Raw genomic sequence first — 14,459 nt, 5'->3', positions numbered from 1 at the left:
TTCTGTAATAGGTTGACCCGATGGGTGGGGTGGAGCAGTCCGTCGCGCGGGTGCTCGGGCCGGAGGGGGCTCCGGTCGGGGGCGCGTTCCTGGTGGCGCCGGGCGTCCTGCTGACCACGGCGCACGTGGTGAGCCTGGCGAGCGGCGGTCGCGTCGACGCCACCGCGCAGCCCGGCGGCGAGGTGATGCTCAGCTTCGCGGGGGATCACGACCGGCTGGTCCGGGCCGAGATCGTGCACTGGGTGCCGCCGGGGCCCATCGCCCCGGAGGACATCGCCGGCCTGCGGCTGCTCGATCCGGCACCGTCCGGGGCCGAGCCCGCGCCGCTGGCCGGCCTGGGCGAGCCGTCCGGCCGTTCGGTGACGACCTTCGGATTCCCCGGCGACGCGCCGTACGGCGGGCAAGGCCACGCGGTGCTCGCCGGTCCCGACGCCCGTGGCTACATCCAGCTCGACTCGACGGCGGAAAGCCAGTTCACCCTCGAACAGGGCTTCTCCGGCACGCCGGTCTGGGACGTCGAGGACCGCGCGGTCGCCGGGCTGGTGGTCGAGGGCTGGACCCGGGGCCGGCGCAGCGGGTTCATGATCCCGGCCCCGATGCTGCTCGCCGCGTGGCCATGGCTGGCGGAGCAGGTGCGGCCGGCTTCGCCGTTCCGTGGCCTGAAGTCGTTCGGGGAGAACGATTCCGCGGTGTTCTTCGGCCGCGACGAACTCGTGGAGCGGTTCGTCCGGCGGCGCGAGCACACCCCCGCGCTGACCCTGGTCGGCCCTTCGGGTGCGGGCAAGTCTTCGGTCCTCAACGCCGGGGTGATCCCCCGCCTGCGGAAAGCTCCCGGCTTGGTCGTCGTCACGATGCGGCCCAGCCAGGCGCGGACGCCGTTGCGAGCGGTCGCGCTGGCACTGGCCCGGGTCGCGGCACCCGGGGCGGACCCGCTCGCCCGCGGCGCCCGCGTCGACGAGATGGCGGCCCGGCTGGCGCGGGGACTCATCGGCGAGGTCGTCGGCGAGGTGCTGGACAAGCTCGGCGGCGAACGCCTGGTGCTCGTGGTGGACCAGCTGGAGGAGGCGCTGACCACGACGGACGGCGAGCTGGCCGAGTTCGTCGCCGTGCTGCGGCACTGCCTGAAACGGCCGGCGCAGCTTGACCTGGTGGCCGCGCTGCGGTCGGACTTCCTCGACCAGGTGCTGCGGCACGGCGAGCTGGCCGAGCTGGTGCAGGACAACCGGATGGAAACGGTCGGCGAGCTGAGCTCGGAGGCGCTGCGCGCGGCGGTCGAGGAACCGGTGCGCCGCACCCGGATGGTCCGGTACCAGGACGGGCTGGTCGACCGGATCCTGATCGACGTGGGCCCGAAGGCGGCGGGACGGCTGCCGTTGCTGCAGTTCGCGTTGGCCATGCTCTGGGAGGACCAGGAAGCCGGCGTGCTGACGCATCGCGCGTACAAGGCGATGGGCGGCGTCGGGTCCGCGCTGGCCCGGCACGCCGAGGCCGTGTGGGACGGGCTCGGTGCCGGCGAACGGAAGTCGGCGGCCCGGCTGCTCGTCCAGCTCCTCTACCCGATCGGCACTCGGGGTGAGTTCGTCCGCCGGGCGGCTCCCCGCGCCCAGCTCGACCGTGACCAGTGGGCCGCGGCGCGGGTGCTGGCCGCCGACCGGGCCCGCCTGGTCGTGTTGCGGGAGCAGGACACGAGCGAGGTCGCGGAGCTGGCCCACGACGCGCTCGTGACGCTCTGGCCGCTGCTGGCGGAACTCGGCGGGCGGGACCGCGAGTTCCGTGAATGGCAGGAGACCATCCGGCAGCGGATCCGCCGGGACGCCCCGCCGCTGACCGGCGTGGATCTGCGGGAAGCCTTGCAGTGGCGGGCCAAACGCCGTGACGACCTCGCCGAAGCCGAGCAGCGCTACCTCGTGACCAGCCGGCATCGCCGCACCGTCCGCCGGCGGAGGTGGTCGGCTGTGGTGGTGGCCTGCGGGCTCGTCGGCACACTGCTCGTGGTGCAGCGGGAAAATCAGACCGCCAGCGACGCCGCGGACAACCTGATCCAGGCCATGAACCGGCAAGATCCGTACGCCCAGCTGCGCACGACGCTGCGGGCGTACCGGACCAGCGCCAACCTCAGCACGGAGTTGGCGATCACCGGCCAGTACCAAAGCTTCGCGGGGACCGACCGGATCCTGCCGGACTTCAGCGCGCAGCCGCTCGTGCTGACCGGCCACGACCCGCTGCCCCGGGAGCCACCTTCGTCCATTGTGGACAAGGTCAGCGCCGACGGGCGGAGCCTGGTCACCACGGACCCGCAGCAGGCTGTGACGCTCTGGCGGATCAACGGGACGACCGTGACCGGCAAAACCCTCGACGTGCGCGCCAGCAGGGTGACGATCAGCCGGGACGGCCGTTACGTCGCCTATATGTGGAGCGGCATCGACCTGAGGCCCGACGCCCCGCCGACGTGCGGTGGGGTGTGCCTGTACGACACCGTGACCGGGCGGACCCGGCAGCTCGGCACGGTGGACGTCGGGATGATCTCCCAGGCCCCCGTGCTCCGGTTCGATCCGGACGGCACGCAGCTCACCGCCGTGTACACCGGCGACGACGCTATTTACCAGCACCTCAAGTCCTGGGACGTGGCGACCGGCGCGCAGCGCTACGACGTCGCGGTCCCCGCCGGCCGGCTGGACACCGTGGACGACATGTGGCTCGCGCCGGGCGGGCGCCAGGTCCTGCTCAACGCGACCAGGCCGGAGTTCCCGGGGGCCTCGCTGCTCCAGACCGAACTGATTTCGGTGGACCTGACCGGATCGTCGCCGGTGGTCACCCAGCTGTACGACGGCCTCGACTCCGATCAGTTCGCCGTCAGCGCGGACGGCCGCACGCTGGCCTTGCTGCTGCCGGAGAACCAGGACCCGCACACGTTCCCGGAGCACCCCCGGGCCCGGCTGGCGGTGCTCGACCTGGCCACGCTCCAGCAGACGGCGGAGAGCCCGCTGCTGCCGGAGGCGCAGTCGACCGGGAGGGTCGCGCTCAGCCCGCACGGCGACCAGGTCTTCCTGACCGGCGTCTCCACCGTCTCGATCCTGCCGCTCAGCCGGCTCGACCAGCCCCCGGTCACGCTGCCGATTCCCGGGGGCTGGCAGACCGTGCTGCCACTGGACAGCGGCCCGGACACGCCGTTGCTGGTCGTCAACAGCGATATCGACGGCCTCGTGCTGCCGGCGCCCGGACGGCCGGCCCCGCTGAAACGGTCCGGCAGCCCCCAGCCCGGCCCCGACTCCTTCGACTACGACGGCCAGTACGACCGGCTGACCTCCGTGCTCGCCAGCGGGGTGCCGCTGCCCAACGAGCTGAAGAGCCTGCCGGCGGGCACCTACACCGGCCCCATCGGCGGATGACCGAAACACCGACCACATCAGGAGGATCCGTGGGTACCGTGGTGGAAATGCCGCTCGAAGACGGCAGCACCGTACTGGTCGAGGTGGCCGAGGACGAGCAGCGCCTGCAACGGGTCGGCCGGGCCGGCTCGGTGGTGCGGGACTCCGCCGAAACACTGGAGGAGGCCCTGCGGCGGGTGAAGCCGGCCGTCGCCGCGGTGCTGCACCAGATCAGCGACCTGGCCACCCCGCCGGACACGGTGAAGATCGAGTTCGGCGTGAAGCTCACCGCCGAGGCCGGGGTGGTCATCGCCAAAGCGGCCACGGAGGCGAACTTCAAGCTGTCGCTGGAATGGTCACCGGGCAAGCGGAAAGCGGCTGATTCTCCGGCCGAGGCTGGGCCGCCTGCCTGACTGCTGCCCGGCGAACGCGCCGCCTCCATCCTCAAAAACCGCTGGCCAGCCCTACGACGAGTCACACTCTGCCCACACCGGATCGGCACCATCGTCCAAGCACCCTCGTCCTCACCCACCGCGAACACCACCGACGCTACCGAGAAAACCTCAGTGGGGTTTCTCGTGACCTAATGGTTGATATGAAGATGATTTGTTCACTCGATTCGGTGACGTTTTTGGTGGGTGGCGTCGGTAAAATTGAAGGGTGAGCAATTATGGGGATTCTTCTTTACAGGACGCTTCCGATGTTTTGTCTCGGATTCATGAACGGGCCATCCGGGTAGCACAACTGGAGGCCGAGCAGGCTGCTGATGTCGCGTTGTTCGCGGCGACGGGTGGATCTGCCCGGTCGGTGGCGGCGGAGTTGGCGTTGGAGTTGTCGGTGACAGAGCGGCGCGCGGGGGCTGATGTCGCGTTGGCGCAGGCGCTGACAACCCGGTTGCCGGAGACGTTCGCGGCATTCCGGCGTGGGGAGATCGATGCTTTCAAGGCGCGGATGGTATTCGAGCCGACGATAGCTCTCTCTGATGAGATGGCTCGTCAGGTCGATGCGATTGTGGCGGCCCGGTTGGCGGGGAAGAATCCGTCGTCGTTACGGGCCGCGGTGAATCGGGTGGTGCAGAAAGTGGATGCCGAAGGATATGAGCGAAGATCCCGGGCGCGGCGGCGCGACCGTAACATCTGCTTGGTGCATCAGGACGAGACGATGTCCACGTTGCTGTGTGATCTGCCCGTGGAACAAGCGTCGGCGATCTACACCTCTCTCGATCAGGGGGCGCGGAGGCTGCGTCGCGGCGGTGAGGTCCGGACTTTGGATCAACTGCGTGCGGATGTCCTGGTCGATCGGCTGCTGAACCGGGCGCCGGGTGACAGTGGCGTCAAGCCCGTTGTCTACCTGTATGTGGACCTTTTGACGCTGGCCGGGTTGAACGAGGATCCCGCCGAGTTGTCGGGTTGTGGCACGGTTCCGGCGTGGCTGGCGCGGGCGCTCGCGGCGGACTCGAACTCGGTGTGGCGGCGGATCATCACCGAACCCGCCACCGGGCAGGTCCGCAGTGTCGGCCGCACCCGCTACCGGCCACCAGCCGCGCTCGCTGACCTGGTGCAGGTGCGGGATCGGGTGTGCCAGCACCCGGGATGTCATCGTCCGTCGCAGTACAGCGACATCGACCACACCCGAGACTTCGCGACAGGCGGCCACACCGCCGAAGACAACCTCGGCCCGCGCTGTCGGCGACACCACCGCCTCAAGGACGAACCCGACTGGTCCTGCACCACGGCGCCCGGCGGTGAAGGCACGATCACCACACCGAACGGGCGGGTATACGCGACAAAACCACCACCACTGCACGAAAACCGAGCCAAAGACACCACAGGCGAGGCCGGGCACGAAGCAGCCGCCTGACCCGGCACATAGCGCGAAACCTCCAAAACCGGACGCGGAGCGACCAGGCAAGGACAGCGGAATCTCGCGACGCTGACCACGAACCCGCTGCGACCGCTGGCGATGGTCATGGTCGTAGTGCTCGGCGTTCTTCTGCTGCCTGTCCATCATCGGGCAGGCCATCACCATGCCGCCGCGCTCGGCTCCAACGCCCACTATCCGGTGAACCTGATGCCCGCGCCGGCTCAACGCAGGCGAGCCACGCCAACCCGCCGAGCGATCAGATGGATACCCTGCACGGGTTGTTTTCGGCGCCCCAGCCAACCCCAGGCCGGACTTCGGCGTCCTGGCAAGTGCCCCGGCGATCGCGATCGGCGTAGCCTCGGCACTGCTGGGAAGGTTGGCCCGATGAAAGAAACGTCTCACCCCACGCCCGTCTCACCCAGGCGGTCCTAACGTGGCGTCTGTGGCTCGCAGCAGGGGGGTAGCCCCGTTCCTCGGATTGTGTGTGCTGGCTGGGATCCTGGTCGCCGGCACCATGGCGCCGGTCGCGATCGGCGCCGGTGTTCTGTCCAATCAGGTCAGTGACTCGGTCGACGAGATCTCGGCCGACCTCGCGCACGCGGACCCGCCTTTGGTGACAACGGTGACGGACCGGAATGGCGGCGCGATCGCGACTTTGTACTCGCAATACCGCGTTCCGGTCACCGCGGCACAGATCGCCACCACGATGAAGGCCGCGATCGTGGACATCGAGGACCGCCGCTTCTACACCGAGGGCGGCGTCGACCCGCAGGGCATGCTGCGCGCGGCGGTCAACAACAGCTCGGGCGGCAACATCCAGGGCGCGTCGACGATCACCCAGCAATACGTGAAGAACTACCTGATCAACGTGGTGGACCGCGGGAACAAGAACGCGCAGGCGCAGGACCGCGAGGACTCGTTGGCGCGCAAGCTGCGCGAGGCGAAGATGGCCGTGCAGGTCAGCCAGACCGTGTCGAAGGACGACGTGCTCGCCGATTACCTGAACGTGGTCGAGTACAGCGGCACCGTCTACGGCATCGGCGCCGCCGCGCAAGCGTATTTCGGGACCACAGCGGACAAATTGACCGTGCCGCAGGCCGCGCTGCTCGCCGGCATGGTGAACAACCCGAGCGTCTACAACCCGTACACGCATCCGGACCAGGCGCTCAAACGCCGCAATGTGGTCATCGATGCCATGGTGTCCGCCCATTCCCTGCCCGCTGCCTACGGAGTCACGGCGAAGGCGACGCCGCTGGGTGTGGTCGGCACCCACCCGCAGACGCCGCCCAGCACCTGCATGGGCGCGGCGCCGGACGCCGGGTTCTTCTGCACCTACGCGATCAACTACCTGCAGAAGGCCGGTCTCACCGCCGACCAGATCGACACCGGCGGCTACGTCGTGAAGACGACCATGGACCCGCACGTGAGCCAGGTGACCAAGGACGCGGTCGACGCGAACGTGCCGACCACGCAGGACGGCGTCGCCAACACCTTCGCCGTCATCCAGCCGGGCAGCAGCCAGCACCAGGTGCTCGCGATGGTGGCGAACCGGAACTACGGCACGGACCCGGCGCAGGGCGAGACGTCCACCGACATCGTGGCCGACGCGAGCAACAAGTTCGGCGCGGGCTCGTCGTTCAAGATCTTCACCACGGCCGCCGCGATGGTGGCGGGCAAGGCCGGGCTGAACACCCCGCTGCCCAACCCGATGAGCAACTGCTTCACCCCGCCGAACGCGAACCAGTACACCCACTGCTACCCGGTGAGCAACGACGGCACCAATTACCCGGACCCGATCTCGCTCGCGAACGGGCTGGCGACCTCGCCGAACGTCGCGTTCGTGGGCCTCGAGGGCCAGGTCGGCATGCCCGCGGTGCTGGACATGGCGCGGAAGCTGGGGCTGCGCAACACCCTCGCGACCAACGACGCGGGCAACCCGCCGATCACCGACCCCGGCAACGCGCTGTCGAAGAACCCGCAGTACAACCAGCCGCAGTCGCAGTACTTCCAGAACCTGCTGTCGTTCACGCTCGGCAACAGCCCGGTCAGCCCGCTGGAAATGGCGAACGTGTCGGCCACGCTGATGAGCGGCGGCACCTGGTGCCCGCCGGACCCGATCCTGTCGGTGACCGACCGGAACGGGCAGCCGGTGCCGGTCAAGCAGCAGGCCTGTGAGCAGGTGATCCCGCAGGGCGTCGCGGCCACGCTGGAGTCCGGGCTGAGCCAGGACACCACCATCGGCACCTCGGCCAGCGCTGCACGCACCGCCGGCTGGACCCGGCCCGACATCGGCAAGACCGGGACCACGCAGGAGAGCGAGTCCGTCGCGTTCGTCGGCGGCGTGGACAACTTCGCGGTGTCGTCGATGGTGTTCGCCGACGGCCCGCACCCGGCGGAGATCTGCCCGGGCACCCCGGTGCACCTGGGCAACTGCGGGCACGGCGCGTTCGGTGGCACGGTCGCCGCGCCGCCGTACTTCCACGCGATGAGCACCCTGCTGGACGGCCAGCCCGACATCCCGATCCCGCCGCCGGACCCGGCGTACCTCGACGCCCGCTCCTGAACCCGCCCCGATACGCCATGATGGGCTCTTCCACCGGTCACGGCTGAGGGGAGCGGACGTGGTGCTGGTTGCAGGGGCCTGCGGTTTCGGCGCGGTCTGGGGCCGGCTGCTCGCCCTCGGGTGGGCGGCCGCCCCGCGACGCGCGACAGCCGCCGTGCTGGTGCCGGCGACGGCGGTGCCGGCCGCACAGGTGTGGTTCTTCGGCGGCGGGCCCGCGATGTGGGGCTTCCTGGCCGCGGTGGCCTGCGCGTTCGCCGTCTCGGCGGTGGCCGGTGCGCGGCTGAAGGCGGGGCGGCGATGACACCGGCGTCGACTGTTCAGCTCCTCGGCGCGGGCGGTTTCGGCGCGCTGGTCGGCTGGTACGTCTACTACATCAACCGGCACCGCACGGGCGGCGTCCGGTTCCCGGACCTGGTCAGCCTGATCGGCACCATCGGCGGGGGCGCGGTGCTGGCCCTGTTCCCGGCGGGCAGCGACCTGTTCGGCGCGTACGGCATCGGCCTGTTCGCCGGGTTCTTCGGCTACCTGCTGGTGCTGGCCGTGCTGGTGCGGCGCTCCCCCAGCTTCGGCGTCGACTACTTCATCGACGGCCGCCGCCGGTCACCCGCCCCCGGCGAGACCATTCCGGACGGCCCGGACCACGGCGCCATGGGCGACCCGGAGTCCGGCCAGGTCAGGCGGTAGGCCGTGGCGCCGGATCCGCGTTTCTCGGTCACGGCCACGGTCGTCGGCCTCGGCGAAAACGACCGGGACGGTGTGACGGTGCTGACCGTCGACGTCCCGCCGCGCGCGGAGGTACTGCTCGTCGACGGCTCCCTGCTCACGCAGCGACGGGAAGCCCGCGCGGTCCGCGCCGCCGTCGCCACGGCCGTCGACGCGCTGCCCGACGGCACGTACTTCGCGGTGGTACTGGGCACTGACCGGGTCGAGCAAAGCTATCCCCCGCAAGGGCTGATCGCGGCGGACAGGCTCAGCCGCGCCGCCGCCATGAAGGCGGTCCGGCGCATGAAGGGCCACCGCGGCCCGCTCTCGTACGGCCACTGGCTCCGGTATGCGAACGCGCTGACCCGCGACTTCTTCGACGCCCACCTGACCCTGCTCGGCGCACACGAGGGCGAAGACCCGATCCTCTTGGACGCGGCACTGCAGGCCTGCCGCGGTGCGCTGAGGTGCGACGCCGTCGGGGTCGGCGCCGGGCGCACCCTGGCGATGATCACCCGTGAGCTGTCCGGGTCGCTGGCGGTCGTCGAGTCCTCCGCGATGGGTCCCGCGCTCCGAGCGGCGGCGAACCGCCCGCGGCGGCTGAGCCTGCGCCTGTCCCCGGCCCCCGGCGTCACCATCACCTCGGTACGCGACGAGACGAGCACCCGCCTGACCGGACCGGAATTCCCAGTGGTGCCCGGCCTGCAGCGGTTCGCGGTGCAGCTACGGTTCGACGGCCCGCTGGTTCTGAACGGGCTCGACGCCGTCCACGTCGAGCTGGTCGAGCCCGGCCGGGCGGACGCGCTGGCCCGCGCCACCGCGCAGTTCTTCCGGGAGACACGAACGGGGTACGAACAACCTTGGGGCGGAGCACCGCCGGATGGCGCCGTCGGCGAGACCGGCAACTATGGCAGCCAGCCGGGCGAGTACCCGCAGGGCGGATACCCACAGCCCGGGAACCAGCAGCCCGGCTACGACGAGGGCTACGGCCAAAGCGGCAGCCCCTGGAGCAGCTCCCCGCAAGGCGGCTACGGCCAAAGCGGCAGCGCTTGGGGCGGCTCCCCGCAAGGCGGCTACGACCAGGGCTACCCACCCGACGTCATCGCGCCACAGGGCCGGGATCCCGTCGAATCCGCCGGACCCGCCCGGCCGTCCCCGCCGGACCCGCCGGTCCAGGAGCCCGTGGTCAACACCGGTTTCGCCCCGGTGAACGGCTCCCCCGAATCCCCGAGCCGGACGCTGGCCGCCGGGGGCACGTACGACTTCTGGCTCGACATCAGCGGCCCCAACCCTTACTCGATCGAAACCGCGCCCGCTCCCCTGCCCGGGTTCGTGCCGCGCGACGAGACCCTGGTCGTCGCGGTGTTCGGCTTCCCCGGTGAGATCGAGGTGGACCCGGCGAACGCGCTCCGCCTGCTGGCGCCCGGGCAGCGGGCGCGTTTCCCGGTGCGGCTGCCGTCGCCGCCGGGGGTGTACCGGCTGCGGTGCGGGATCTACTGGCGGCAGGTGCTGGTCGAGTCCCGCGTGGTGACCGTGCACGCCACGCCGCGCGCCGAGTACCGGGCCGACGCTCTTCAGTCCACTGTGGACTACCGGCTGGCCGACCCCGCCGTGCCCGGGCCGCTGCCCGACTTCACCCCGCACACGGCGAGCCTGCTGCTCAACGACAACGGCGACGGCACCCACGCGCTGCGGGTGCTGGCTACCGACGGCGGCGAGCTGTTCCGTTCCGACGCCACGATCGGCGAGGCCGAGCTGGCCACGCAGATCCGGCTCGCCCGCGGCGCGCTGCGGCGGGTCGCGTGGGGCACGGACCAGTCGTGGCGGGCCGAGGACGGTTACCGCTACGCCCGTCCGGCGTCCACCGAGCTGCTCACCCAGGACCTGACCAGCTTGGCGCGCAACGGTTTCCGCCTGCACCACCTGCTGCTGCGCGCGCTCGGCCGCTCGACCGGCGGCGACGTGTACGCGATGACCGACCGGCTCCGCTCGGCCCTCGCGCGGCCGGGGCTGATCCAGATCGCGCTGAAGGAGTCGGCGCGGCAGGTGCTCCCGGCGGCGCTGCTGTACGACCTGCCGCTGGACACGAGCGGCCCGCTCCGGCTGTGCGCCGAGTTCCTGCACCACCGCCGCGAAGGGCTCCCGCTCGCGGGCTCGGCCTGCTTCCGCGGCGACTGCGCCCAGGCCAGGGAACCGGACGACACCGTGGTGTGCCCGGGCGGGTTCTGGGGCTACCGGCACGCGCTCGGCCTGCCGGTGTCCCTCGGGCGCGGCGCGGCCCTGCCCGCCGGGATCGCGGTGGACGGCGCGGTGCGGCTGAGCGTCGGGGTCTACCGCGACTTCCAGTACGTCGAGGAGCACTGCCAAGCCCTGCACGACCTGCTCCCCCAGCTCGACTGGCAGCCCCGCGACGGCCGTGACGCGGTGCTGCGCGAACTGGCTGCCGGCAACCCGCACCTGGTGTACCTGTACTGCCACGGCGGCGTGGACGCCGACGTGCCGTACCTGCGCGTCGGCCGGGCCGCCGAGCCCGCCATCACGCCGGACAACCTGTTCCACAGCCGCATCCACTGGGCCTCGACGCGCCCGCTGGTCTTCCTCAACGGCTGCCGCACCACGGACCTCGAGCCCGAGCGCGCGATCGACTTCGTCAGCTTCTTCGTGGAGGACGCGCTCGCCTGCGCCGTGATCGGCACCGAGATCACCGTGTTCGAGGACCTGGCCCGCACCTTCGCGGAACAGTTCGTGCGCCGGTTCCTGGTCGACCGCGCGCCGCTCGGCGAGGCCGTGCTGTCCGCCCGCCTCGCCCTCCTGGAGGACGGCAACCCGCTGGGTCTCGCTTACATCCCGTTCGGCCTGCCGAGCCTGCGAGTGGTTGACGAGGTTTCGCCCGCCGTGTGACGATCCGGAGCCCAATGGCCGATTTCTGGGGGAGTGTGGCCATGAACAAGTTCCTGGCGCGCCGGAGAAGACCGCCGGCCGAACCGTCGGCCGCGGAGATCGCCGCCGCCCGCAAGTGGCTGGCCCGGCACGGGGTCGAGGTGAACCTGCCGACGCGGCTGCTGTGCATCCGGATCGCGGCCCACCTCACGCCCGGCACGTGGCTCCGCACCTTCCCGGTGTACGCGGTGCTCGGCGTCGTGGGCAGCCTGGGGTATCAGAGCCTGGAGCTGCTGCCGGGCGTGCGCGGCCGCGAGATGACCGAGAGCATCCCCCTGTACTTCATCTTCGCCGCCATCCAGATCGGGCTGTGGCGGGCCCGGCGGGTCCGTGAACGCAACCTCGTCGAGCTGGTGCCCCACCCCCTCACCGGGGTCGCCCGGCCGACGGGACTGCTCGACGGCTGGTCCGTCGCGGCGGCGGTCACCACCTTTGTCGGCGGGGCGCTGCTGGCGGTGTCGATGTTCGTCGCCGGGGCTCGGACGTACGCGTGGAGCTGGCTCGGCCTGCTCGCGGTGGGCGCGATCTGCACCGCGGTGGTGCTGCGCAGCACGCTGCGTGAGCCGGTGCTCGCCGAAAACGACGGCTCCCTCGCCGCGGGCGAACTGCTGCGCCGCGAGGCGATCCAGGGCACCCTGCCGGCGATGTACTCGGTGCCGGTGGTCTACGACATCGTCGGCGAAGGCAGCCAGCCGCACGCTTTCACCACGCTGCTCCTCGGCTACGTGGCGCTGTGCATCGTCCTCCAGGCCGCGGCGGCGATCGCGCACCGGCGCCGAAAACTACCGCCGGGTTATTACGGTACAACGGAAATCGCACCCATCCCGGTCGAAACCACGGACGAAAACGTGTGGAGGCCCGCCACCCGCGACTGAAGCGGTCCTCGGCCGTTGTTGCGTCTTCCTGACGATCGTAAACTGTATTACAGTGGCGTTCTGGTGACGGCCGTCACCGGAAGCGAGGTCAACCGTGCCGCTCTCGCCCAGTGCCCACGTGGACACCTTCTGCCGGGACAACCTGCCGCCCGCCGGCCAGTGGCCCGAGCTGGTCTTCGACCGGCCCGAGCTGGCCTATCCGATCCGGCTCAACGCCGCGACCCGGCTGCTCGACGGCGCCGTCGCGCGCTGGGGTGCTGAGCGCCGCGCCGTACTGTCCGCGGACATCACGTGGACCTACGGCGAGCTGCTGGCCCGCGCGAACCAGGTGGCCGGGACGCTGGCCGGGCTGGGCGTGGTGCCCGGCAACCGCGTGCTGCTGCGCGGGCCGAACACCCCGTGGCTCGCCGCGTGCTGGCTGGGCGTGCTGAAGGCGGGCGCGGTGGCCGTCACGACCATGCCGATGCTGCGCGCGCACGAGCTGACGAAGATCGTCGAGGCCGCCTCGCCGACGCTCGCACTGGCCGATCACCGCTATACCGAGGAATTGCAGGCGTTCGACCTGCCCGTGCTCGCGTACGGCGGTGACGCGCCCGAAGACCTCGCCATCCGTTGTGCCGGGCAGCCGCCGACGTTCGACGACGTGGCCACGGCCGCCGACGACGTCGCGATCCTGGCGTTCACCTCGGGCACGACCGGCCGCCCGAAGGCGACCATGCACTTCCACCGCGACCTGATCGCCATCGCGGACACCTTCTCGCGGCACGTTTTGAAGCCGGAGCCGGACGACCTGTTCACCGGCACGCCACCGCTCGCGTTCACCTTCGGGCTCGGCGGCCTGCTGGTGTTCCCGCTGCACGCGGGCGCGGCCACGCTGCTCGTCGAGCGGGCCACTCCCCTGGAGCTGGCCGAGCTGGCGGCCGCCCACGGCGTCACGGCGCTGTTCACCGCGCCCACGGCGTACCGCGCGATCCTCGCCTCCGACCGGCGGCCGCTGCTGCGCGGCCTGCGGCGCGCGGTGTCGGCGGGCGAGGCGCTGCCGGCCGCGGTGGCAACCGACTTCCACGACGCGACCGGGCACTGGCTGATCGACGGCATCGGCAGCACCGAAATGCTGCACGTCTTCATCTCCGCCGCCGACGGCGACGCGCGCCCGGGCTCCACCGGCCGCGTCGTGCCGGGCTTCCGCGCCCGCATCCTCGACGAAGACGGCCACCCGGTCCCGGACGGCACCGCGGGCCGGCTCGCGGTGCAGGGCCCCACCGGCTGCCGTTACCTCGCCGACGACCGCCAGTCCGTGTTCGTGCAGGACGGCTGGAACCTCACCGGCGACACCTACGTCCGCGACGGGGACGGCTACTTCCACTACCGCGCCCGCAGCGACGACATGATCGTGTCCTCGGGGTACAACATCGCGGGCCCGGAAGTCGAAGAGGTGCTGCTGCGCCACCCGGACGTCCTGGAGTGCGCGGTGGTCGCCGCCCCGGACGAGGCCCGCGGCTCGGTGGTGGCGGCGTACGTGGTCCTGCGCGACGGCGTCGCCCCGTCCCCGGGCAAGGCCACGGAACTGCAGGACTTCGCGAAATCCCTTGCGGCGCCGTACAAGTACCCGCGGCGGATGGAGTTCGTCACGGCCCTGCCCCGGAATCCCAGCGGCAAGGTGCAGCGCTTCCTCCTCCGCCGCCGCGCGGCCGAGGTGCCCAGCCCGTCAGTGTGACGACGGCACCGGCAGGTTCCAGCCCAGGGTCACCACGGTGCCGTCCGCGCCGGGGGTGATCTCCGCGGCGTCCGCGCTCGCGCGCAGGAGCATCAGGCCGCGGCCGCGCAGCGACACCTGGGCCGAGTCGGCGACCGGGGCGCGCCAGTGGCCGTGGTCGGTGATCACGACCTCGACGCGGTCCTGGTGCAGCGAGGCCTCGAGATCCACCAGGCCGCCGTGGTTGTTGTGGTAGGCGTGGTCCGCGACGTTCGCCAGGGCCTCGTAACCGGCCAGCGCGATGTCCTGGGCCAGGTCCGGCTCGATGCCGGCGGCCAGCGCCCACGCCGTGAGCCGGTGCCGCAGGGCGCGCAGGGCGCGCGGCTCGGCCGGCACGCCGTCGCAGCGCAAGGGCGAGACCGGGAAGGCGCCCTCATCGGTGACCGCCACGC

The 14,459-nt window shown here is 71.2% G+C and carries 10 protein-coding genes; 9 read left to right on the top strand and 1 reads right to left on the bottom strand.

All coding sequences use genetic code 11. The features are described 5' to 3' along the window. Positions 1-20: 20 nt before the first annotated feature. The 9 genes from OG943_RS04475 (at position 21) to OG943_RS04435 (ending at position 14,028) form a co-directional block, all read left to right on the top strand. A complete protein-coding gene (locus OG943_RS04475) occupies positions 21-3,389 on the top strand; it encodes a serine protease (RefSeq protein ID WP_328608383.1) in 3,369 nt (1,122 codons plus the stop codon). A 29-nt stretch (positions 3,390-3,418) separates the two neighbouring features. After that, positions 3,419-3,781, top strand: coding sequence for a CU044_2847 family protein (locus tag OG943_RS04470; protein WP_328608382.1), 363 nt, complete (start codon positions 3,419-3,421; stop codon positions 3,779-3,781). A 247-nt stretch (positions 3,782-4,028) separates the two neighbouring features. Next, positions 4,029-5,228: an HNH endonuclease signature motif containing protein gene (locus OG943_RS04465; protein ID WP_328608381.1), complete on the top strand. Its 1,200-nt coding sequence runs from the start codon at positions 4,029-4,031 to the stop codon at positions 5,226-5,228. A gap of 517 nt (positions 5,229-5,745) precedes the next feature. Next, positions 5,746-7,794 (top strand): transglycosylase domain-containing protein, encoded by a 2,049-nt coding sequence (locus tag OG943_RS04460; RefSeq protein WP_328612001.1) that lies wholly within the window; start codon positions 5,746-5,748, stop codon positions 7,792-7,794. Between the two features lie 58 nt (positions 7,795-7,852). Beyond that, positions 7,853-8,095, top strand: coding sequence for a hypothetical protein (locus OG943_RS04455; RefSeq protein WP_328608380.1), 243 nt, complete (start codon positions 7,853-7,855; stop codon positions 8,093-8,095). Next, entirely contained in the window at positions 8,092-8,478 is a 387-nt protein-coding gene (locus OG943_RS04450) for a hypothetical protein (RefSeq protein ID WP_328608379.1), read from the top strand. Before OG943_RS04455 ends, OG943_RS04450 begins: the two co-directional genes overlap by 4 nt. Before the next feature lie 3 nt (positions 8,479-8,481). Beyond that, positions 8,482-11,397 carry a CHAT domain-containing protein gene (locus OG943_RS04445; protein ID WP_328608378.1) on the top strand — a complete coding sequence of 972 codons (2,916 nt, stop codon included), beginning with the start codon at positions 8,482-8,484 and terminating at the stop codon, positions 11,395-11,397. Between the two features lie 41 nt (positions 11,398-11,438). Beyond that, positions 11,439-12,311 (top strand): hypothetical protein, encoded by an 873-nt coding sequence (locus OG943_RS04440; RefSeq protein WP_328608377.1) that lies wholly within the window; start codon positions 11,439-11,441, stop codon positions 12,309-12,311. Between the two features lie 94 nt (positions 12,312-12,405). Continuing rightward, positions 12,406-14,028, top strand: a complete 1,623-nt coding sequence (locus OG943_RS04435) for an AMP-binding protein (protein WP_328608376.1) — start codon at positions 12,406-12,408, stop codon at positions 14,026-14,028. On the opposite strand, the gene OG943_RS04430 is transcribed toward OG943_RS04435, so the two are convergent. After that, positions 14,020-14,457 (bottom strand): ATP-binding protein, encoded by a 438-nt coding sequence (locus tag OG943_RS04430; protein WP_328608375.1) that lies wholly within the window; start codon positions 14,455-14,457, stop codon positions 14,020-14,022. The genes OG943_RS04435 and OG943_RS04430 overlap by 9 nt on opposite strands. Positions 14,458-14,459: the final 2 nt, after the last annotated feature.

Origin of the sequence: Amycolatopsis sp. NBC_00345 (assembly GCF_036116635.1) — a bacterium.
Lineage (GTDB): Bacteria > Actinomycetota > Actinomycetes > Mycobacteriales > Pseudonocardiaceae > Amycolatopsis.
Note: the sequence above shows the minus strand (reverse complement) of the source record. Positions and strands in the feature narration are given on the sequence as shown.